Source organism: Brachybacterium sp. AG952 (assembly GCF_004362645.1).
In the GTDB taxonomy this organism is placed as follows: Bacteria; Actinomycetota; Actinomycetes; order Actinomycetales; family Dermabacteraceae; genus Brachybacterium; species Brachybacterium conglomeratum.
The window spans coordinates 141,590-162,499 of sequence record NZ_SNXV01000002.1 but is presented as its reverse complement, the minus strand read 5'-3'; the positions used below and the strand labels follow the sequence as shown (position 1 = coordinate 162,499).

At 72.4% G+C, this 20,910-nt stretch carries 15 protein-coding genes and 1 tRNA gene; 10 read left to right on the top strand and 6 right to left on the bottom strand.

From position 1 onward, the window contains the following. Positions 1–50: 50 nt before the first annotated feature. The 6 genes from DEU31_RS06170 to nrfD all read left to right on the top strand — a co-directional run bounded on the left by DEU31_RS06170 (position 51) and on the right by nrfD (position 8,217). A complete protein-coding gene (locus DEU31_RS06170; protein WP_040367550.1) occupies positions 51–719 on the top strand; it encodes an ATP-dependent Clp protease proteolytic subunit in 669 nt (222 codons plus the stop codon). Positions 720–877: 158 nt separating this feature from the next. Further along, on the top strand, positions 878–2,218 hold the full coding sequence (gene clpX, locus DEU31_RS06165) for an ATP-dependent Clp protease ATP-binding subunit ClpX (protein WP_133676500.1): 1,341 nt from the start codon (positions 878–880) through the stop codon (positions 2,216–2,218). Beyond that, positions 2,215–2,559: a chorismate mutase gene (locus DEU31_RS06160; RefSeq protein WP_133676499.1), complete on the top strand. Its 345-nt coding sequence runs from the start codon at positions 2,215–2,217 to the stop codon at positions 2,557–2,559. The genes clpX and DEU31_RS06160 overlap by 4 nt, the downstream gene beginning before the upstream one ends. Positions 2,560–2,810: 251 nt before the next feature. Beyond that, positions 2,811–6,107 (top strand): formate dehydrogenase-N subunit alpha, encoded by a 3,297-nt coding sequence (gene fdnG, locus DEU31_RS06150; RefSeq protein ID WP_243733761.1) that lies wholly within the window; start codon positions 2,811–2,813, stop codon positions 6,105–6,107. Further along, the gene (locus DEU31_RS06145) at positions 6,104–7,105 is read left to right on the top strand and encodes a 4Fe-4S dicluster domain-containing protein (protein ID WP_010551296.1); all 1,002 of its coding nucleotides are present in this window, start codon (positions 6,104–6,106) and stop codon (positions 7,103–7,105) included. The genes fdnG and DEU31_RS06145 overlap by 4 nt, the downstream gene beginning before the upstream one ends. Then, positions 7,102–8,217 carry an NrfD/PsrC family molybdoenzyme membrane anchor subunit gene (gene nrfD / locus DEU31_RS06140; protein ID WP_133676496.1) on the top strand — a complete coding sequence of 372 codons (1,116 nt, stop codon included), beginning with the start codon at positions 7,102–7,104 and terminating at the stop codon, positions 8,215–8,217. Before DEU31_RS06145 ends, nrfD begins: the two co-directional genes overlap by 4 nt. Before the next feature lie 186 nt (positions 8,218–8,403). Here the strand turns inward: nrfD and selD are convergent, their stop codons facing one another. Then, complete coding sequence (gene selD / locus DEU31_RS06135) at positions 8,404–9,423, bottom strand: selenide, water dikinase SelD (RefSeq protein WP_133676495.1); 1,020 nt, start codon at positions 9,421–9,423, stop codon at positions 8,404–8,406. 73 nt (positions 9,424–9,496) lie between these two features. On the opposite strand from selD, the gene DEU31_RS06130 reads away from it, so the two are divergent. From DEU31_RS06130 to DEU31_RS06120, 3 genes are all read left to right on the top strand, one after another. Further along, positions 9,497–9,591: transfer RNA gene (locus DEU31_RS06130), tRNA-Sec, on the top strand. A gap of 53 nt (positions 9,592–9,644) precedes the next feature. Then, the gene (locus DEU31_RS06125; protein WP_133676494.1) at positions 9,645–11,102 is read left to right on the top strand and encodes an L-seryl-tRNA(Sec) selenium transferase; all 1,458 of its coding nucleotides are present in this window, start codon (positions 9,645–9,647) and stop codon (positions 11,100–11,102) included. Continuing rightward, positions 11,102–12,910: a selenocysteine-specific translation elongation factor gene (locus DEU31_RS06120; protein ID WP_208109976.1), complete on the top strand. Its 1,809-nt coding sequence runs from the start codon at positions 11,102–11,104 to the stop codon at positions 12,908–12,910. Before DEU31_RS06125 ends, DEU31_RS06120 begins: the two co-directional genes overlap by 1 nt. A gap of 95 nt (positions 12,911–13,005) precedes the next feature. Here DEU31_RS06120 and DEU31_RS06115 read toward each other — a convergent pair whose 3' ends face one another. Further along, positions 13,006–13,473, bottom strand: a complete 468-nt coding sequence (locus DEU31_RS06115; RefSeq protein ID WP_243733760.1) for a hypothetical protein — start codon at positions 13,471–13,473, stop codon at positions 13,006–13,008. 275 nt (positions 13,474–13,748) lie between these two features. On the opposite strand from DEU31_RS06115, the gene DEU31_RS06110 reads away from it, so the two are divergent. After that, positions 13,749–15,056: a hypothetical protein gene (locus DEU31_RS06110; protein WP_133676491.1), complete on the top strand. Its 1,308-nt coding sequence runs from the start codon at positions 13,749–13,751 to the stop codon at positions 15,054–15,056. A 73-nt stretch (positions 15,057–15,129) separates the two neighbouring features. Here DEU31_RS06110 and DEU31_RS06105 read toward each other — a convergent pair whose 3' ends face one another. From DEU31_RS06105 to DEU31_RS06090, 4 genes are all read right to left on the bottom strand, one after another. Then, complete coding sequence (locus DEU31_RS06105; RefSeq protein WP_010551303.1) at positions 15,130–15,642, bottom strand: hypothetical protein; 513 nt, start codon at positions 15,640–15,642, stop codon at positions 15,130–15,132. A gap of 28 nt (positions 15,643–15,670) precedes the next feature. Beyond that, entirely contained in the window at positions 15,671–18,337 is a 2,667-nt protein-coding gene (gene valS, locus DEU31_RS06100) for a valine--tRNA ligase (protein ID WP_133676490.1), read from the bottom strand. A gap of 129 nt (positions 18,338–18,466) precedes the next feature. Then, positions 18,467–19,786, bottom strand: a complete 1,320-nt coding sequence (locus tag DEU31_RS16755) for a hypothetical protein (RefSeq protein ID WP_010551305.1) — start codon at positions 19,784–19,786, stop codon at positions 18,467–18,469. A 44-nt stretch (positions 19,787–19,830) separates the two neighbouring features. Continuing rightward, complete coding sequence (locus tag DEU31_RS06090) at positions 19,831–20,889, bottom strand: lipoate--protein ligase family protein (protein ID WP_010551306.1); 1,059 nt, start codon at positions 20,887–20,889, stop codon at positions 19,831–19,833. Positions 20,890–20,910: the final 21 nt, after the last annotated feature.

The window sequence follows — 20,910 nt, the reverse complement described above, 5'->3', positions numbered from 1 at the left end:
GACCAGGAGACCCCGTGACCTTCGATCCCCGCACCATCGGCGCGCTGCCCATGGCCCAGGCCGGCGCGCAGCCCGCCGCCGCCGCTCAGATGCCGACCTCCCGCTACGTGCTGCCCCAGTACGAGGAGCGCACGCCCTACGGCTTCAAGCGCCAGGACCCCTACACCAAGCTCTTCGACGACCGCATCATCTTCCTCGGCGTGCAGGTGGACGACGCCTCGGCCGACGACGTCATGGCGCAGCTGCTCGTGCTCGAGTCCCAGGACCCGGACCGCGACATCACGCTGTACATCAACAGCCCCGGCGGCTCGTTCACCGCGCTGACCGCGATCTACGACACGATGCAGTACATCAAGCCCGAGATCACCACCGTGTGCCTCGGCCAGGCGGCCTCCGCCGCCGCCGTGCTGCTCGCGGCCGGCGCGCCGGGCAAGCGCCTCGCGCTCCCGAACGCCCGCATCCTCATCCACCAGCCCGCGATGGGCGGCGAGGGCGGCGGCGGCCAGGCCTCCGACCTCGAGATCCAGGCCAACGAGATCATGCGCATGCGCGAGTGGCTGGAGGAGACCCTCGCCCACCACTCGGGCCGCACCAAGGAGCAGGTGAGCGCCGACATCGAGCGCGACAAGATCCTCACCGCGCAGGGCGCCCTCGAGTACGGTCTGGTCGACCAGGTGCTCACCTCCCGCAAGGAGCCGCGTCCGGCGCTCGGGCGCTGACGATCCGGCGGGCCGCCGCGACGGCTCCGCCGCACGACGATCGACCACGACGGCCCCGCTGCGGCGGGGCCGTCGTTCTGCCCACAGCGAGCCTGCGCGGCGACGCGAGTAGCGGCGGGTAGGCTGGACGGACCTGAGCGCCGAGGAGGAGGACAGCTGTGGCACGTACGAGCGAGAACGGGGACGTTTTCAAGTGCTCCTTCTGCGGCAAGTCGCAGAAGCAGGTCGAGCGCCTGATCTCGGGGCCGGGGGTGTACATCTGCGAGGAGTGCATCGAGCTGTGCAACGAGATCATCGCCGAGGAGATCCAGGCCGCTCAGCCCGCCGCCGAGGAGCAGGCCCCGCTGCCCGCCCCGCGCGAGATCTTCGACTTCCTCGAGGAGTACGTGGTCGGTCAGGAGCCCGCCAAGCGCGCCCTCGCCGTGGCGGTCTACAACCACTACAAGCGCGTGCGTGCGCAGGATGCCGAGCAGACGGCCCCGAACGCGAAGAGCGCCGCCGCGACCCTCGCCGAGGAGGCGAGCGACGACCACGAGGACATCGAGGTCTCCAAGTCCAACGTCATGCTGGTGGGCCCCACCGGCTGCGGCAAGACCTATCTCGCCCAGACCCTCGCCAAGATGCTCGACGTCCCCTTCGCGATGGCGGACGCCACCGCGCTGACGGAGGCCGGCTACGTCGGCGAGGACGTCGAGAACATCCTGCTGAAGCTCCTGCAGGCCGCGGACTACGACGTGAAGAAGGCCGAGCGCGGCATCATCTACATCGACGAGGTGGACAAGATCGGCCGCAAGGCCGAGAACCCCTCGATCACCCGCGACGTCTCCGGCGAAGGCGTGCAGCAGGCGCTGCTGAAGATCCTCGAGGGCACGGTCGCGGCGGTGCCCCCGCAGGGCGGGCGCAAGCACCCCCATCAGGAGTTCATCCAGATCGACACGACGAACGTGCTGTTCATCGTGGCGGGCGCCTTCGCCGGCATCGAGGACATCATCGGCTCCCGCATCGGCAAGCGCGGGATCGGCTTCGGCTCCGAGCTGCACTCCCCGCTCGCGCAGGAGGCGCTGTACTCGAAGCTGCTGCCCGAGGACCTGCTGAAGTTCGGCCTGATCCCCGAGTTCATCGGCCGTCTGCCGGTGATCACGAGCGTCTCGAACCTCGACCGGGAGGCGCTGATCACGATCCTCACCGAGCCGCGCAACGCGCTGGTGAAGCAGTACCGCAAGATGTTCGCCCTGGATGGCGTCGAGCTCGACTTCGAGCGCAGCGCCCTGGAGGCCATCGCGGACAAGGCGGTCGAGCGGGAGACCGGTGCGCGCGGCCTGCGCGCCATCCTCGAGGAGTCCCTCCAGCCGGTCATGTTCGAGGTCCCCTCGAGGGACGACGTGGTCAAGGTGGTCATCACCGAGGGCGTCGTGACCGAGGGCCGGGCACCCCTGATGCTCACCGGCAAGGACGCGGACCGCGAGCACGACAGCGGCCGGCAGGAGCGCACCGCATGAGTGCATCCGGTCACGCGGGCGCGCCGCGCGAGGCGGACGTCGCCCGGGCTCGGGAGCTGCTGGGGGAGGAGCGGCGCAGCATCGACAACATCGACGCCGCCCTCGTGCACCTGCTCGCCGAGCGCTTCTCCCACACCCAGCGCGTGGGCCAGCTGAAGGCCGAGCACGGCCTGCCGCCGGCGGATCCGGACCGTGAGCAGCAGCAGATCGAGCGCCTGCGCTCCCTCGCCGACGACGCGGGGCTGGACCGGACCTTCGCCGAGGCGTTCATGCGCTTCATCGTCACCGAGGTGATCCGCCACCACGAGCGGATCCGCGGCGAGGGCGCCACCGGGGCCTGACGCCCCCAGCGGGTCGGCTCGTCCCTGCCGTCGGGCCCGTCCGATCCTCCCGACGGACCCGCTCCGCCCCGCCGACGGATCCGACCCGCCCTCCCGGAGCCCGCTCGGCCCTGCCGACGGGCCCGGCCCGCCTTCCCGACGGGTCCGCTGCGCCCTGCCGGCCGGTCGGCCCGGGGGTCTGCCCGCCCGAGCCGCGCCGGGACCTCGCGGACCGCGCCCTTCGGGCCGAAACCGCTGATAGCATCCGGGGCATGGCTCGAAAGACGTTCCTCGACTGGCCGGTGATCCGGCAGCTTCGCGGGGCGGATCCGACGGGACGCGGCACCGCCGTCACGTCCCCGCGGACCCGCAGCACGATGCCGCGCACCGCGGAGGCGGACGGCGTCGCCGACAGCGTCTGTCCGTACTGCGCCGTCGGCTGCAGCCAGCGCGTCTTCCACAAGGACGGGCGCGTCATCAACATCGAGGGCAACCCGGACTCCCCGGTCTCCCGGGGCCGGCTGTGCCCGAAGGGCGCCGCGAGCGAGCAGCTCGCGAACTCCTACCTGCGCCAGACGAAGGTCCGCTACCGCCGCCCCTACGGGACCGAGTGGGAGGACCTCGACCTCGACACCGCGATGGACATGATCGCGGACCGCTTCCTCGAGGCGCGCCGGAAGCACTGGGAGGACGAGGACGAGCAGGGCAACCCCCTCCGGCGGACGATGGGCATCGCGAGCCTCGGCGGCGCGACCATCGACAACGAGGAGAACTATCTGATCAAGAAGTTCTTCACCGCCGCGGGCGCCATCCAGATGGAGAACCAGGCCCGCATATGACACTCCGCCACGGTTCCCAGTCTGGGAGCCTCGTTCGGTCGTGGCGGTGCCACGAACACGGTGCAGGACTTCGCCAACGCTGACCTCATCGTCATCGAGGGCTCGAACATGGCCGAAGCCCATCCGGTCGCCTTCCAATGGGTGATCGAGGCGCGCAAGCGCGGCTCCCGGGTCATCCACGTCGACCCGCGGTTCACACGCACCTCCGCCAACGCCGATCGGCACATCCCGATCCGCACCGGCACGGACATCGTGCTGCTCGGCGGCGTGATCCGGCACGTGCTCGAGAACGAGCTGTACTTCAAGGAGTACGTGCAGGCGTACACCAACGCCTCGACGCTCATCTCCGAGGCGTACGGCGACCCCGAGGACCTCGACGGCCTGTTCTCCGGCTACGACCCGGAGACCGGCACCTACGACAACACCACCTGGGCGTATGCGGGTGATCCCGACGCGATCGCGCGCGGCCTGCCCGAGCGGGACGAGACCTTGCAGCACCCCCGCACCGTCTTCCAGATCCTGAAGCGTCACTACGCGCGCTACACCCCGGAGATGGTGCAGGAGACCTGCGGCATCGCTCCGGAGGACTTCGAGTACCTCGCGAGTTCGATCGCGGAGAACTCGGGCCGTGAGAAGACGACGATGTTCGCCTATGCGCTGGGCTGGACCCAGCACCAGGGCGGTGCGCAGATGATCCGCACCTCCGGCATCCTCCAGCTGCTCATGGGCAATATGGGACGCCCCGGCGGCGGCATCATGGCGCTGCGCGGACACGCCACCATCCAGGGCTCCACCGACATCCCGACGCTCTACCACATCCTGCCCGGCTACCTTCCGATGCCGAAGGCCGGACAGGACGACTTCGACGAGTACACGCGACTGGTGGGGAAGAAGGAGCAGAAGGGCTTCTGGGCCAATGCGGACATCTACACGATCAATCTGCTGAAGGCCTGGTGGGGGAAGCACGCCACCGCCGAGAACGACTGGAAGTATCACTACCTGCCCCGGCTCACCGGCGCGCACGGCACGTACCAGACCGTCATGCGGATGCTCGAGGGCGGGGTCGACGGGTACTTCCTGTTCGGCCAGAACCCCGCTGTCGGCTCGGCCAACGGGCGTATGCAGCGTCTGGGCCTGACGCATCTGAAGTGGATGGTGGTGCGCGATTTCTACATGATCGAGTCGGCGACCTTCTGGAAGGACGGACCCGAGATCGAGTCGGGGGAGCTCTCCCCGGAGCAGATCGGCACCGAGATGTTCTTCCTCCCGGCCGCGAACCACACCGAGAAGGCCGGGTCGTTCACGCAGACCCAGCGCATGGTGCAGTGGCGCGACCAGGCCGTCGAGCCGCCGGGCGACGCGAAGAGCGATCTCGAGTTCATGTACGAGCTGGGACGCCGCGTGCGGGAGAAGCTCAAGGACTCCTCCGACCCTCGCGACCGGCCGATCCTCGACCTGACCTGGGATTATCCTGTCAACGAGCACGGCGAGCCGGACGCCGAGGCGGTCCTCGCCGAGATCAACGGCCGACACCTCTCCGGTGAGAAGGCCGGGCAGCCGCTGGCCTCCTTCGGGGAGATGAAGGACGACGGCTCCACGAGCGGAGGCTGCTGGATCTACTCCGGCGTCTACGCGGACGGGATCAACCGTGCCCGGAAGCGGACACCCGGTCAGGAGCAGGACGAGACCGCAGCCGACTGGGGCTGGGCCTGGCCCGGGAACCGACGGATCCTCTACAACCGGGCCTCGGCCGATCCCGAGGGCCGCCCGTGGAGCGAGCGGAAGAAGTGGGTCTGGTGGGACGAGGAGACCGGGACATGGACCGGGAAGGACGTGCCCGACTTCCCGCCCACGAAGCGTCCCGACGACCCCGGGGACCCGGGCAAGGGCGGCGTGGCGGCGCTGGCGGGGACCGATGCGTTCACGATGCAGTCCGACGGGCGCGGATGGCTCTTCGCGCCGACCGGCATGGTGGACGGGCCGTTGCCGACCCATTACGAGTCGCCGGAGTCGAACATCCCCAATCCTCTGTACCCCCAGCAGTCCAATCCCACCCGCGTCACCTTCCAGGACGAAGACAACCTCAGCTCGCCGGGCGCGTCGGCGCAGGGCGGTGAGGTGTATCCGTACGTGTTCACCACCTACCGGATCACCGAGCACCACACCGCCGGCGGCATGAGTCGGTTCCTGCCCTATCTCTCCGAGCTCCAGCCGGAGATGTACTGCGAGGTCTCCCCGGAGCTCGCCGCGGAGATCGGGCTCGAACCCTACGGGTGGGCGACGATCATCTCGGCCCGCAACGCGATCGAGGCGAAGGTTCTGGTCACAGAGCGGATGACCCCGCTCCACGTGGGCGGGCGCACTGTCCACCAGATCGGCCTCCCGTTCCACTGGGGCCGCGGCAGCGCCGCGGTGGTGCAGGGCGACGGGGCGAACGACCTGATCGGGATGAACCTCGACGCCAACACCCAGATCCAGAACAGCAAGAACAACTCGTGCACGATCCTGCCCGGGCGCCGCCCCCGCGGGCCGGGCCGTGCCGAGCTGGTGGAGGAGTACCGCCGCAGGGCCGGGCTGATCCCCGCGCTGCACCCGCAGGTCGACGGGGCCGAGGGTGCTCCCGGTGCCGGCCCGGCCACGGGCGGGACCCCGCACGAGGTGCGCGGTCCGGAGGAGGCCACCGCCGTGCCCACAGGGGAGCCGTCGATGAAGGAGATGAGGAACCGATGAGCCTGCTCGCCGGACCGGAAGGACCCTCCGCGGACGCGGGATGGGACCACGACCACGAGCGCAAGGGGTTCTTCACCGACACCTCCATCTGCATCGGCTGCAAGGCCTGCGAGGTGGCGTGCAAGGAGTGGAACCGCAACCCGATCGACGGCAACCTCGAGATCCTCGGCTCGAGCTACGACAACACCGGCGAGCTCGGCGCGAACACCTGGCGCCATGTCGCCTTCGTCGAGCAGGGCCAGGAGCGGATCGAGGAGGCGCGGGAGTCCGGGCGCAAGCTCGTCAGCCTCGGCATGCCGGGGATCGGCCCGAAGTCCTCCGGCAAGCGGGGCGCGACCCCCGCCGGTGACCTCTCGGACGTGGACCGCACCCCGCCGGACACCCCCGAGTTCCGCTGGCTGATGTCCTCGGACGTGTGCAAGCACTGCACCAACGCCGGCTGCCTGGACGTCTGCCCGACCGGTGCGATCTTCCGCTCCGAGTACGGCTCCGTCGTGGTGCAGCAGGACGTGTGCAACGGCTGCGGCACCTGCGTGAGCGCCTGCCCCTTCGGCGTCATCGAGCGCCGCGACGACGGGACCGTCTCCCCGTTCGCCGTGCGCGAGGAGGAGGACCCCCGCCGCAACACCGCGAGCAAGTGCACGCTGTGCTACGACCGGCTGGTCGACGGCGAGCAGCCCGCCTGCTCCGCCACCTGCCCCACGCAGTCGATCACCTTCGGCGACCACCCCGATCTCACGGCCGACGCGAAGCAGCGGGTCGCGGACCTGCACGAGCGCGGCATGACCGAGGCGCGGCTGTACGGCGCGAACCCCAAGGACGGCGTGGGCGGCACCGGCTCGGTGTTCCTGCTGCTGGACGAGCCCGAGGTGTACGGCCTCCCGCCGGACCCACAGGTGCCCACCAAGGCGCTGCCGAAGCTCTACGCCCGCACCGGCCTCGCGGCCGCGGGGATGGTCGCGGCCGTCGCGCTGTCCTTCCTGGGGGCGCGTCGATGAGCATCACCGAGTACGACGCGGACCGTCCGCCGGAGAAGCCCCGCCGACGCGGCGGAGGGAAGCGCCGACGCCGCCGCGGCCTCGGCGAGGTCGGGATGGGCGACGGATCCCGCGAGGGCGCCGTCGTCGAGGACGTCGAGATCGAGCGGTCCGAGCAGTACGACTCCTACTACGGCCGGCCCGTGGTCAAGGCGCCGCCGTGGAAGGCACCGATCGCCGTCTACCTGTTCCTCGGCGGCGTCGCCGGCGGCTCGGGCCTGCTGGCCTTCGGGGCGCAGTGCACCGGTCGCCCGGTGCTCCGTCGCAACGCGCGCCTCGCGGCGCTCGGCACCGTCGGTGTCGGCACGCTGGCGCTCATCGAGGACCTCGGCCGCCCCGAGCGGTTCCTGAACATGATGCGCACCGTCAAGGTCACCAGCCCCATGAGCCTCGGCACCTGGGTGGTGGGAGGCTTCGCCTCGCTGTCCGGCGTGCTCGGCGCCCTCGAGGTCGACCGCCTGGCAGGCGAGAAGCTCCCGCTCGGGGCGCTGCGCCCCTTGCTCCGGGCCGCCGAGGGACCGGCCTCTCTCGGCCAGGTCGCCCTCGCCCCCCTGCTCGCCTCGTACACCGGCGCGCTGCTGGGCAACACCGTGGTCCCCACCTGGGAGGCCGGCCGCGGCCACCTCTCCTACCTCTTCGCCTCCTCCGCGAGCCTCGCCGCGGGCGGCGCCGCGATGGTCACCACCCCCGTCGCCGAGTCCGCTCCCGCCCGGCTCCTCGCGGCCGCCGGGGTCGCCGGCGACGTGGCGAGCATGCACCTGATGAAGGAGTCGATGCACCCCCTGGAGCGGGAGCCGCTCGAGACCGGGACCCCCGGCAAGCTCCTGACCTGGGCGGAGCGCCTCGCGATCGCGGGCGGCATCGGCACGCTCCTCGGCGGGCGCAGCCGTGTCGTCGCCGCGGCGAGTGGTGCCGCGCTGCTGACCGCCTCGGCCCTGACCCGCTTCGGAGTGCTGAACGCCGGGCTCGAGTCCGTGAAGGACCCGCGCCGCGTGATCGAGCCGCAAAAGGCGCGCCTGGCGGCCCGCCGCGCCGCCGGCATCACCGACGACTCGATCACCACCGCCGGCTGAGCGGGCGGGCCGACGGGCACCAGCGCCTCGTCGGCCCTGCCCGCAGGTTCTGCCCCTCCCGCCGGCTCCGCCCCTCCCGCAGGTTCTGCAGGCCTGAGGACCGATGCGGCGCCTCGCACGAGTCCCCAGGCACGCAAACGTGTGGCGCTCGACGGAGACAGGCCCGGAGCGGCGGGCCGGGGCCGGTCAGCGGACCTGGATGCCCTCTCCCGCGACGGTCTCGCCGATCACCGGATAGCCGGGCACCTCGCCGATCACCAGCAGGCCGCCCGAGGTCTGCGCGTCGGCGAGCAGCAGCAGATCGTCCTCGTCGATGCCGGGTCCGGTCTGGACCGCATGGCGCACCCACTCGAGGTTCCGCCGCGTCCCGCCGGAGACGAACCCGTCCCGCAGCGCCTCCGCCGCACCGTCGACCAGCGGCACCGCGGCCCGGTCCAGGATCATCCCGACCCCGGACGCGCGGCCCATCTTGTACAGGTGGCCCAGCAGGCCGAAGCCCGTCACGTCGGTCGCGGCCCTCGCCCCGGCCTCGAGTGCGGCCTTCGAGGCGTCCCGGTTCAGGGTCGTCATCACCTCGATCGCGGCGGGGGAGGCCTCGCCGGTGGACTTCATGCGGTTGTTCAGCAGGCCCACGCCGAGCGGCTTGGTCAGCGTGATCGGCAGCCCTGCCTCCGCGGCGTCGTTGCGCAGCAGACGGTCCGGGCGGGCGGTGCCGGTGACGGCCATGCCGTACTTGGGCTCGGGATCGTCGACCGAGTGCCCGCCGATGACCGGCACCCCGGCCTCCGTCGCGATCGCGAGACCGCCGGCGAGCACCTCCTGCAGCAGCTCGTAGGGCAGGACCTCGCGGGGCCAGCCGACGAGGTTGATCGCGACCACGGGGTCGCCGCCCATCGCGTAGATGTCGCTGAGCGCGTTCGCGGCCGCGATCCGTCCCCAGTCGTGGGCGTCGTCGACCACGGGGGTGAAGAAGTCCGCGGTGGAGAGCACGGCCGTGTCGCCGTCGGGCCCGCCGATCCGCACGGCGGCGGCGTCGTCCCCGTCGTCCAGGCCCACGATCACCTGGTCGTACTGCTGCCCGGCGAGGGAGGAGACGACCTCCTCGAGCTCGCCCGGCGGGATCTTCGAGGCGCAGCCGCCTCCGTGCGCCATCGTGGTCAGGCGGATCTCGGGGCGGGCCAGGGGCTGGATGGGGGAGTCGCTCATGGCCCGACCCTAGCCCGGGCCGCCCGGGGAGGGCGAGCGTCGTCCCAGGTCCGGCGGTGATATCGTCGCCCGCGGAGGCGTACGTGTCCTGGTGGGCGCCCCAGTCTTCAAAACTGGTGAGACCGAGCATCTCGGTCTGGCGGGTTCGATTCCCGTCCGCCTCCGCCAATACTGCCGTCCGCCGCCGGGCGGACGCTCCGATCCCGTGCGCAGGAGGTCCCGTGCCCCAGTCCCCGAGCGACGCGGAGGACCCGCGTCGGCGGATCCCGCGCACGGATCGCCTGCTCGCCCTGCCCGAGGTCGTCGCGGCGAGCGGCGCGATGGGGGAGCGCGTGGTGCACGACCTGGTCCGCGCCGCCCAGGACCGGGCCCGTCGCGGCGAGATCGCCCCGGAGGACGTGGCCGCCGCGGTGCTCGCCTCCCTCGGGGAGCACAGCGCCTCCTCGCTGCGCCCGGTGCTGAACGCGACCGGCGTCATCGTCCACACGAACCTCGGCCGGGCCCCGCTCTCGGCCGCGGCCCGGCAGGCGGTCCAGGACGCCGCCGGGTACACCGACGTCGAGTTCGACCTCGCCACCGGCGCCCGCTCCCGCCGCGGCGCCGGCGCGCGGGCCGCGCTGCTGGCCGCCTGCCCCGCGGCGGAGGACGCGCTCGTGGTGAACAACGGCGCGGCCGCCCTCCTGCTGGCCACGACCGCGCTCGCCGCGGGCCGCGAGGTGCTGTGGAGCCGCGGGGAGCTCGTCGAGATCGGGGCCGGGTTCCGGCTCGCGGAGCTCGTCGCCTCCGCCGGGGCGCGGGTGCGAGAGGTCGGCACCACCAACCGCACCCATGCGAGCGACTACCGCGAGGCGCTCACGGCCGGCGCCGGCGGGGAGCAGGGCGCCGCCGCCCCGGGGCCGGGCGCGCAGCCGGCTCCCGCGGACGAGCCGTCCGTCGGCGCGATCCTCAAGGTCCACACCAGCAACTACCGCATCGAGGGCTTCACCAGCGAGGTCGGGATCGCCGAGCTCGCAGCGCTCGCGCACGAGCACGGGCTGCCGCTGATCGCCGATCTCGGCTCGGGACTGCTGCGCCCCGAGACCGCGCTGCCCGACGAGCCCGATGCCGCCTCGGCCCTCGCCGCGGGCGCCGACGTGGTCATCACCAGCGGCGACAAGCTCCTCGGCGGTCCGCAGGCCGGGATCCTGCTGGGCCGACGCGAGGTGATCGCGCGCCTCGCCCGCCATCCGCTGGCCCGTGCGGTCCGCGCCGACAAGCTCGCGCTCGCCGCGATCGAGGCGACCCTCGCCGGACCCGTCCCGCCCGTCCTCGCGGCGCTGCGCACCGACCCGGACACGCTGCGGGAGCGGACCGACGCGCTCGCGGCCCGGTTCGGCGGCCGCACCGTCGCCCATGACGGCCGCGTCGGCGGCGGGGGAGGGGCCGAGGTGCCGCTGCCCGGCTGGGCGATCGCGCTCGAGGAGGAGCTGGCCGCGGAGCTCCGCGCCGGGGACCCGGCCGTCGTCGGCACCGTCCAGGGCGGCGCGTGTCTGCTGGACCTGCGCTGCGTGCCCGCCGAGCACGAGGACACGCTGGTCGGCGCCGTCGCCGCGGCGCGGGAGCGGCTGCGCGACCGCGACAACCGCCGTCGCCCCGAGGACGCCTCCGCTCGCACCTCCGCTCAGGATCCTGCGCGATGATGCAGGTCATCGCCACCGCCGGGCACGTCGACCACGGCAAGTCCACCCTGATCCGCGCGCTGACCGGCATCGAGCCGGACCGCCTCGCCGAGGAGAAGCGGCGCGGCCTCACGATCGACCTCGGTTTCGCCTGGACCGTCCTGCCCTCCGGCCAGGAGGTCTCCTTCGTCGACGTGCCCGGCCACGAGCGGTTCCTCGGCAACATGCTCGCCGGCATCGGCCCCGCCCCCATCGTCTGCTTCGTCGTCGCGGCCGACGAGGGCTGGCAGGCGCAGTCCAGCGACCACCGCGACGCCGTCGCCGCCCTCGGCATCGACCAGGGCCTGCTCGTGATCACCCGCGCCGACCTCGCTCCCGACAGGGTCCCGGAGGTCATCGCCCAGGCCCGCACGGAGCTCGCCGGCACCGGACTCGCCGCCGCGCCCGCTCTCGCGGTCTCCGCCGTGACCGGGGAGGGGATGGACGCGCTGCGCACGCAGCTCGACGAGCTCGTCGCCGCTGCACGCCGGCCCGACCCCGGGCAGCGGGTGCGGCTGTGGGTGGACCGCGCCTTCACCGTCTCCGGCGCCGGCACCGTGATCACCGGGACCCTCGCCGCCGGCACCCTGTGCCGCGAGGACCGGCTGGAGCTGATCGGCACGCACGGCGGCGCAGCGCCCGGAGACCAGGGGATCGAGGTGCAGGTCCGCGGTCTGCAGTCCCGCGGCGGAGGGCTCGCCGAGCTCGGCCCCGTCAGCCGCGCCGCGGTGAACCTCCGCGGTGTCGACGCGGAGCAGGTCGGTCGCGGCGACGCGCTGATCACCCCCGGGGCGTGGCACCTCAGCACCCAGGTCGACGTGCGCCGCACCACCGGCGAGGACCTCGCGGGCGCCCCGGGCGAGCTGATCGCCCACCTCGGCACCGCCCAGGTCACCGCGCGGGTGCGCCCCTTCGGCGAGGAGCATGCCCGGCTAACCCTCGAGCGGCCGCTGCCGTTGGCCGTCGGCGATGCGCTCGTGCTGCGCGGCAGCGGCAGCCACGCTGTGCGCAGCGGGGTTCGCGTCCTCGACATCGACCCGCCCGCCCTGGCGCGGCGCGGCGACGGCCGCCGGCGCCAGGCCGTGCTCGAGGCGATGCCCGCGGGCGGGGACCTCGCCGGGGAGGTCGCACGCCGCGGCGCCGTGAGCGAGCAGGTGCTGCGCCGCTACGGCCTCGCCGTCCCCGAGGAGCTGCCCGACGGGGTGGAGCGCCGCGGCGAGCAGCTCGTCGACGCTCGGGCGCTCGCCGACTGGCGGGAGATGCTGACCGCCCTCGTCGCCGAGGCCGTGCAGGCCGATCCGCTCTCCGCCGGCCTGCCCCGCAAGGCCGCCGCCGACGCGCTGGCGCTGCCCGCCCCGGAGCTGCTCGACGCGGTCGTGGCCGCCGCCGGCCTCACGCTCGAGGCCGGCCGGGTGAAGGACCCTGCCGCCGTCGCAGGTCTCGGCGCCGCCGAGACCGGGGTCACACAGCTCGAACGACGGCTCGCCGAGACGCCCTTCCGCGCCCCGGAGGCCGAGGACCTCGCCGCTCTCCGCCTCGGCGCCCGCGAGCTCGCCGCCGCCGCGGCGCAGGGCCGGCTGCTGCGGCTGCCCGACGAGGTCGTGCTGCTGCCCGCCGCGCCCGCGCTCGCGATGCGGGAGCTGGCCCGGCTCGAGCAGCCCTTCACCACCAGCGAGGCCCGCCAGGCTCTGGGGACGACGCGCCGCGTCGCGATCCCGCTGCTCGAGCATCTCGACGGCCGCGGCTGGACCCGTCGCGTGGACGCCGGGCACCGGGAGATCGTGCGCTGAGCGCGGGCCGCGACGCGCCCGGGTGCACCGCCCGCCTCGGCCGCAGCCTGGTGGAGCATTGACCTCCAGGGGCGGGCTCTGCCGCGCCGCGGGCGTCAGCGGTGGCCGGCGAGCCAGGCGCGGTGCGCGCCGAGCAGGGCGTTCTGGGCGCGGCTGTGGTCCGAGGACCCGAGCAGCACGGCCGGGGAGGTCGGCGACTCCCACAGCGCCCGCACCTCGACCTGGCGTCCGTCGCGCAGCTGCGCGATCGCGACCACCCGTCGGCTCGCGGGCGGGGGCAGCAGCAGCTGGTGGATCTCCTGCCAGCGCAGCGACTGCTCCGCGCCGACGAACCCGCACCACGTGACGCCCTCCGGGTCGATCTGCAGGCGGGACCTGCGGGCGCCGCGGAGGAGGAGCAGCCCGGCGCCGATCCCCATCGCCGCCGGGATCAGGAACATCAGGAACCAGGCCGTCTCCAGCACGATCGACAGGACGACCCCGGCGAGCAGCGCGGCCACGCCGATCAGGGCGACCATGGGGCCGACGACGAGGTTGATCTGCGCGCCAGCGCTGCGGATCACGGCGTGCACATGGAGCTCCCTGCTGGTCGAGGACGACGGCCCGCCCACCCTAGCGCGGGGCGACGAGCTCAACGCGGTCACCTCTCGTGCTCGCCGTCGTAGCAGCACGGCGGGTCCCGACGCCCGCCGATGGGGAGTACTCCCCATGGTCGGTGCCGTGCGGTCTGCCTAGGCTGATCAGCGTCGCCGTGCCCGGCTCGGTCGACAGGAGCAGTGGGGCAGGCGCGGGACCGGACACGGTCCCGTCGCACGACGAGGACTTCAGGGGAGAGATGATGGCGGGCTTCCAGGGCGGCGACACCGAGCAGATGCGGCAGCAGGGGACCGCCTTCGAGCAGGGATCGCGGACGGTCGACGAGATCACCGACGCGACCACCCGGCTCATCGACTCCGTGCCGTGGATGGGACCGGACGCGGTGGCGTTCCGCGCCCTCTGGCACGGCGTGATCGCGCCCGGCCTGCGCGCGAAGGCGGAGGGCCTCCAGGGCCGCGGCGAGGAGATCCGCCGCCACGCCGAGGAGCAGGACGAGGCCTCCGCCGGGGACGGAGGCGGCCTGCTGGACGTCCTGCGCGACCTGTTCCCGATGCCCTTCCCGGGCCCGCTGATGCCCCTGCCCGCGCCGATCCCCGGGCTGCCCCTCACCCCGGGCGTCATCGACCACCTCCGCAAGGACCTCGAGGACTGGTTCACCGGCGGCGACGGCGATGGGCCGCAGGAGTTCTTCGGCGATCCCGGCTTCACCTCGCGCGGCGCGAAGTACGGGGACGACCGACCGATCGGCGAGCAGATCACCGGCGGCGACTCGCTGTGGGACGGGCGCGAGATCGACGAGAGCTACGGATTCCTCGACGGGTACGCGGGGTACGACTACAGCGCCGGCACCAACGTCACCACCGATCCGTACGGCAACGTGACCGGGACCGTCGGTGCGCGGGGCAGCGCCGAGATCGGCATCGACGACCGCCTCGACGGGCCTCTCGGGACCGGGATCCAGGCCGGCGCCCGGGTAGGGGCGGAGGGCTACGCGGAGGCCGGAGGCACCGTCGGACCGGACGGCGTCGCCGCCGGAGCCCGCGCCGGGCTCGGCGCCTATTCCTCGCAGTACGCCACCGTCGACGGCCCGCTCGGCAATTCGGGGACCATCCGGCAGGACCTCTACGCCGGCGCGAACGCCAGCGCGAACGCGTACTCGCACGTCACGCGCAACGAAGACGGTCAGGTCAACGGCTTCAGCCAGGGCTTCGACGCCCGCGCCTTCGCCGGGGCGCAGGCGACCCAGACCTTCGAATCCACCTCGCCCGGCGGATGGTTCTCCGGCTCGACCTCCATCAGCGAGAAGGCCGGCTACGGGGTCGGGGCGGGCGCGGGGCAGACGATCTCCACCGACGAGATCTCCGTCAGCGTCGCCGGTTCGCTCGCGGCCGAGCTCGGGCTCGGCGGCTCCACCACCGTGGCGGTCCATCCGAACCAGATCGTGAACACCTTCACCCCGGGCGACTACGACATCGACGACGCGATCGGCGACGCCTCCGGAGCGTTCCAGGGGGCCACGGACTACGTCTCCGACAAGTGGCCGTTCTGAGCGATACCGGCCTCTCCGCCGGCCACCTCGCGGTCGCTCGCGGCTCCGAGGCCCTGCAGTCAGCGGCGGCGGGTCAGCGTCGTCCCGGCGTCCGGCCCTGCTGAGGGCCCCGGGCCAGCGCCCACCACCGGGCATGCGAGGCGACGAGGTCGCTCGCCGCCTCCCGGTAGGCGCCGTCCGCGCTGTTGCCGCCCTCTCCCGAGGACATGGCCAGCGCGCCGATCACCTGCACCCTGCCGTCGCGGCGATGCAGCGCGACGGCGCGGGGACCCCGGCGCCCCGAGGGCACCTCGACGTGGGCGACCTCCGAGAACAGGACGACGCTCGGGGCCCCGAGCACCCCGTACCAGGTCACCCGGTCCGGTCCGACGAGCACGCGGCGCCGAGCCCCGACCAGCGCCATCACCGCCCCGGCGAGGCCGAACACCGGCAGGCCGAGCAGCATCCCGAGCAGGGCGGGGCTGCGCGTGAGGGACCAGCCGAGCACCGGCACCGCGCCGAAGAGCAGGACCGCGACCACGACGAGGGCCACGCCCATCCACAGGAACATCCGGTTGACCCCGGAGCGGTACGTGCGGATCTGCATGGCCCTCGCCCCTCCCGCGTCCGGTCGTTCAGGCCTTGCTGCGCGGCTGCTTGACCGGCGGCTCGCCGAGCTCGACGTCGCGGGTGGTGATCTCCTCGCCCGCGCCGGCGACCAGCTCGAGCCTCTCGATCCGGCCGAGCGCCGTGAGGTCCGCAGCGGCGGCCTCGAGATGCGTGAGCGCCGCTGCGGGGGCCTCGACGGTCACGGCGAGGATCGGGGTCTTCTGGGAGACCTTCGCGTCGGACTTGATGCGGCGCACCACGATCGCGGCCTGGGCGACGGAGTCCACGAGCGCGGAGTCCTGGCCCTGGGCGGCCTCGCGCAGCGGCGCGGACTCCGGCCAGGGCTGGGTGTGCACGGAGCCGCCGCGCCACCACGACCAGACCTCCTCGGTCGCGAACACGATCACCGGCGCGAACAGGCGCAGCAGCACCTCGAGCGCGATCGCGAGCGCCGCTCGCGCCGAGGCGGCACCGGCCTCGCCGGCCGGGGAGTTGCCGTGGGCGCGCTCCTTGACCAGCTCGATGTAGTCGTCGCAGAACGCCCAGAAGAACGGCTCGACGGCTTCGAGGGCACGGGCGTAGTCCATGTCCTCGTTCGCGGTGGTGGCCTGGTCGACCACGTCCGCGAGCTGCGCGAGCAGCGCCCGGTCCAGCGGATCGGTGACCGCCGACGGATCCGCGGCGAGTCGGCCGGCCGGGTCCGCGGGAGCCTCGCCGAAGCCGAGCGCGAACTTCGAGGCGTTGAGGATCTTGATCGCGAGGCGTCGGCCGATCTTCATCTGCCCCTCGTCGAAGGCGGTGTCCACGCCCTGACGCGCACGGCCCGCCCAGTAGCGCACGCCGTCGGAGCCGTGCTGCTGCAGCAGGCCGATCGGGGTGACCACGTTGCCCTTGGACTTCGACATCTTCTTGCGGTCGGGGTCCAGGATCCAGCCGTTGATCGAGGCGTGCTTCCACGGCAGCGCGTCCTGCTGCAGGTGGGAGCGCACGACCGTGGAGAACAGCCAGGTGCGGATGATGTCGTGGCCCTGCGGGCGCAGGTCCATCGGGTACACCTTCGAGAAGAGGTCCCTGTCCGAGTTCCAGCCGCCCGCGAGCTGCGGGGACAGGGACGAGGTCGCCCAGGTGTCGAGGATGTCGGGGTCGGCGACGAAGCCGCCGGCCTGGCCGCGCTGCTCCTCGGTGAAGCCGGCCGGCACGTCGATCGTCGGATCGATCGGGAGCTCGTCGACGGACGGGGTGAGCACCGTGTCGTAGTCGGTCTCGCCGTCGGTGCCCACGCCGTACCAGACCGGGAAGGGCACGCCGTAGAAGCGCTGGCGGGAGATCAGCCAGTCGCCGGCCAGGCCCTCGACCCAGTTGCGATAGCGGGACTCCATGTAGGCGGGGTGCCAGGTGAGCTCCTTGCCGCGGGCGATCAGCTCGTCGCGCAGCCCGCCCTCGGAGGAGTCACGGCCGCCGTTGGTGAGGTACCACTGGCGGGAGGTGACGAACTCGAGCGGCTTGTCGCCGTTCTCGTAGAACTTCACCGGGTGGGAGATCTTCTTCGGCTCGCCGACGAGGTCGCCGGACTCGGTGACCATCTCGACCACGCGCTTCTGCGCGCTGAACACGGTCAGGCCCGCGAGCTCGGCGTAGGCGGCCTGGCCCTCGGCGGTGGAGATCCATGGCGCCTCGGGCAGGAAGCGGCCGTCGCGGCCGACGACGGAGCGGGTGGGCAGCTCCAGCTCGCGCCACCAGATCACGTCGGTGGAGTCGCCGAAGGTGCAGATCATCGCGATGCCGGCGCCCTTGTCCGCCTGGGCCAGCGGGTGCGCCTTCACGGGCACCTCCACGCCGAACAGGGGAGAGGTGACGGTGGTGCCGAACAGGTCCTGGTAGCGCTCGTCGTCGGGGTGGGCGACCAGGGCCACGCAGGCGGGGAGCAGCTCGGGGCGGGTGGTCTCGATGAAGACCTTCTCGCCGTCGGTGCGGGTGAAGCCGATGCGGTGGTAGGCGCCCTCGCGGTCGCGGTCCTCCTGCTCCGCCTGCGCGACGGCGGTGCGATAGGTGACGTCCCACATGGTGGGGGCCTCGGACTGGTACGCCTGCCCGGCCTCGAGGTTCTCGAGGAAGGCGCGCTGAGAGGTGGCGCGGGAGTGGGCGTTGATCGTCTGGTAGCTGTGGTTCCAGTCCACCGACAGGCCCAGGGTGCGGAAGACCTCCTCGAAGGACTTCTCGTCCATCGTGGTCAGCTTCTCGCACAGCTCGATGAAGTTTCGGCGGGAGATCGGGACCTGGTTCGCGGCCTTGGAGGACTTGTTCGAGCCGCCCTCCATCGGGGGCGTGAAGTCCGGGTCGTAGGGCAGCGAGGGATCGCAGCGCACCCCGTAGTAGTTCTGGGCGCGGCGCTCGGTGGGCAGGCCGTTGTCGTCCCAGCCCAGCGGGTAGAAGCAGTTCTTGCCGCGCATGCGCTGGTAGCGCACGATCATGTCGGCCTGCGAGTAGCCGAACACGTGACCGATGTGCAGCGAGCCCGACGCCGTGGGCGGCGGGGTGTCGACGCTGAACACCTGGTCACGGGTGGTGTCCTCGTCGAAGGCGTAGAGCTGCTGCTCGCTCCATACGCCGTCCCACTTCTCCTCGAGGCCCTCGAGGGAGGGGCGATCGGGGATCGAGGTCTGGGCGTCAGGGCGCGATGCGGTGTCGGTCATGGGGGTCATTGTTCCAGGTCTGCGCCCCCGTGCAACGCAGGCGTCAGCAGTGTGAGCGCTCTCGCGCATGCCCGGGACGGCGGCCGGTCAGAACCTGCTCGTCCGTCAGCACTCCCTCGACGGACGCCGTCACTCCGCTGCGCGGGCCTGGAGGAAAGACCCGGCGGCGATCACCGCGTTGACGACGGTGGCGACGACGGCGACGCACAGGAAGATCCAGTCCCCGGCGGTGGCCGTCGGCTGATCCACGATGGCGCCGTCAGTCGCGACGACCAACGTCTTCGTAGCGGCCCACAGGGCGCTCAGCAGCGAGAGCGAGGCGCAGAGTGCCCCATAGGCGCGCAGGACCCAGCGGGGCGCGAGCGGCGGCAGGCCGCGACCGGTCACGAGGCCGCGGAGGAAGCGTCCGAGCCCGGCCGGCTCGAGCAGCTCGAGCGGCACCGGCGGGTCGTCCCAAGGCGCCGCCGCTGTACCGTCCACCCCCGGATCCAGCACGGCGATCGCGTCGGACGGCAGATCGAGGAGGTCGACGAGTTCTGCGAGCGGGTCGCGATCCCGGGTGTCAGCACGCATCAGCGAGCGCAGGCGCGGACGATGCTCTGGCGCATCAGGGGCGAGCACGAGCAGCTCCTCGGCGAAGGCGTCGCGCACCGACAGCTCGGCGCTGACGATGTCGGTCCATCCGGTGCCCCAGGAGTGCGCGGCGTACAGGTTCTCTCCGCGGTGCAGCTCGAACCCGGCTGCGCCGTTCTCGCCGCGCCACAGCAGCAGCGACCGCTTCTTCCGCGAGCGCAGCCCCTGTGCAGCGATGAAGCGCCCGACGGCATCCGCCAGCTGGGGGCCGAGATCAGGATTCTCGAGCATCAGCAGGCCGGACCAGCCATCCCCGAGGTCGGCCAGCGCGATGTCTCCCAGCCCGGTCGCGGCGATCTGACCGGTCAGGCGCGTCGCGGCGGGCGTGGTCCGGGAGAGCACGAGTGCGCGTACAGGATGCGGGGGCGAGGGCGCGGGGAGGCCGGTGAGCGTGGCGAGCCGGTCGACGAAGCTGTCCGGCTCCCTGCGCTGGGCGAGCAGCTCTCGCAGTGCCGACCGGATCTCGTCCGGTGCCCCGAGCGCGGCGGCGAGCTCACGCGCTGCCCCGTCCTCGTCGGCCAGACTCTCGCCGTCACCGACCTCGACGACGCCGTCGGCATCGTCGACGCACTTCTCGTCCTCGTCCACGGCCCACGACCAGGAGCGGGTCACCCCGTCACGCCGGACGCCGAGAGCGATTTCCACCTCGCCCGCTTCGTCCACCAGGATTGCGGTCCTGATCTCCTCGATGAGATCTGGATCCTCGAACCAGGCGACGGTCCAGCCCGTCGCGGATTCGGGGCCGACGGAGGCGTCGTCGTCGCCTTCGAGCAGGTCGAGCACCGTCGAGCGCGGGGCGAGGAGGTAGCTGAGCACGGCTCATCGTAGGGTCTCGCGGGATCGCTCGCGCCTACTTCGCCTCACGGCACCCGCGCGGTCCACTCCTCGGTGCCGAACTTGGTCTCCACCAGCTCGCGGGCCTTGGCCAGCTCGTCCTCGGTGTAGGAGGAGTCGACGGTGTCGTAGCGGGCGCGGAAGTACTCGAGGAACCCCTCGATGATCTGCTCGCGGGCCAGGCCCGTCTGCGAGCGCATCGGGTCCACGCGCTTGTTCGCGCTGCGGGTGCCCTTGTCGGAGAGCTTCTCGCGGCCGATCCTCAGCACCTCGCCCATCCTGTCCGCGTCGATGTCGTAGCTCATCGTCACGTGGTGCAGCAGCACGCCGCCGGCGAAGCGGCGCTGGGCGGCGCCGCCGATCTTGCCCTGCTCGGAGGCGATGTCGTTCAGCGGCACGTAGTGGGCCTTCACCCCGATCTCCGCGAGCGCGCCCATCACCCAGTCGTCGAGATAGCCGTAAGCCTGCTCGAAGCTCAGCCCCTCCACCAGCGAGGTCGGCACCACCAGGGAGTAGGTGATGCAGTTGCCCTGCTCCATGAACATCGCGCCGCCGCCGGTGATGCGACGCACCACCCCGATGTCGTGCTTCGCGGCGCCCTCGGTGTCGATCTCGTTGCGCAGCGACTGGTAGGAGCCGATCACCACCAGCGAGGAGTCCCAGTCCCAGATCCGGAAGTGGGGGCGGCGCCGGCCGGCGATGACCTCCTTCGGCAGCACCTCGTCGAGCGCCACGTGCATCACGGGAGGCAGGACCACGGGCGGGATCACGTCGAAGGTGAGGTCGTCCCAGCTCGAGGCGTGCCCGAGCGCGCGTCGCACGGCGATCGCGACCGCCTCGGCGTCGAAGCCGATCATCTCCACCGGCTCGGGGAGGGCGGCGAGACGGTCGGTGATCGCGGCGCCGAGCTCGGCGGCCGTCGCATCGGTGGGCATGCCCTCGAGCGCTGCGTTCAGCTCCTCGAGCGCATCGTCGGGCTCGAGGAAGAAGTCGCCGAACACGTGCGCGGAGGCGATCCGGTCGTCGTGGGCGGTGACGTCGACGGCGACGAGCTTGCCGCCGCGGACCTTGTACTCGCCGTGCATCACCGGTGTCTCGCTCGAAGC

What these genes read in the sequence shown, in the direction of transcription:
- nrfD (WP_133676496.1), top strand. Translation starts at nt 7,102, where the DNA reads ATGAGCATCACCGAGTACGACGCGGACCGTCCGCCGGAGAAGCCCCGC.
- DEU31_RS06160 (WP_133676499.1), top strand. Translation starts at nt 2,215, where the DNA reads ATGAGTGCATCCGGTCACGCGGGCGCGCCGCGCGAGGCGGACGTCGCC.
- DEU31_RS06090 (WP_010551306.1), bottom strand. Translation starts at nt 20,889, where the DNA reads ATGCACGGCGAGTACAAGGTCCGCGGCGGCAAGCTCGTCGCCGTCGAC.
- DEU31_RS06110 (WP_133676491.1), top strand. Translation starts at nt 13,749, where the DNA reads ATGGCGGGCTTCCAGGGCGGCGACACCGAGCAGATGCGGCAGCAGGGG.
- valS (WP_133676490.1), bottom strand. Translation starts at nt 18,337, where the DNA reads ATGACCGACACCGCATCGCGCCCTGACGCCCAGACCTCGATCCCCGAT.
- DEU31_RS06120 (WP_208109976.1), top strand. Translation starts at nt 11,102, where the DNA reads ATGCAGGTCATCGCCACCGCCGGGCACGTCGACCACGGCAAGTCCACC.
- selD (WP_133676495.1), bottom strand. Translation starts at nt 9,423, where the DNA reads ATGAGCGACTCCCCCATCCAGCCCCTGGCCCGCCCCGAGATCCGCCTG.
- DEU31_RS06145 (WP_010551296.1), top strand. Translation starts at nt 6,104, where the DNA reads ATGAGCCTGCTCGCCGGACCGGAAGGACCCTCCGCGGACGCGGGATGG.
- DEU31_RS06105 (WP_010551303.1), bottom strand. Translation starts at nt 15,642, where the DNA reads ATGCAGATCCGCACGTACCGCTCCGGGGTCAACCGGATGTTCCTGTGG.
- DEU31_RS06170 (WP_040367550.1), top strand. Translation starts at nt 51, where the DNA reads ATGGCCCAGGCCGGCGCGCAGCCCGCCGCCGCCGCTCAGATGCCGACC.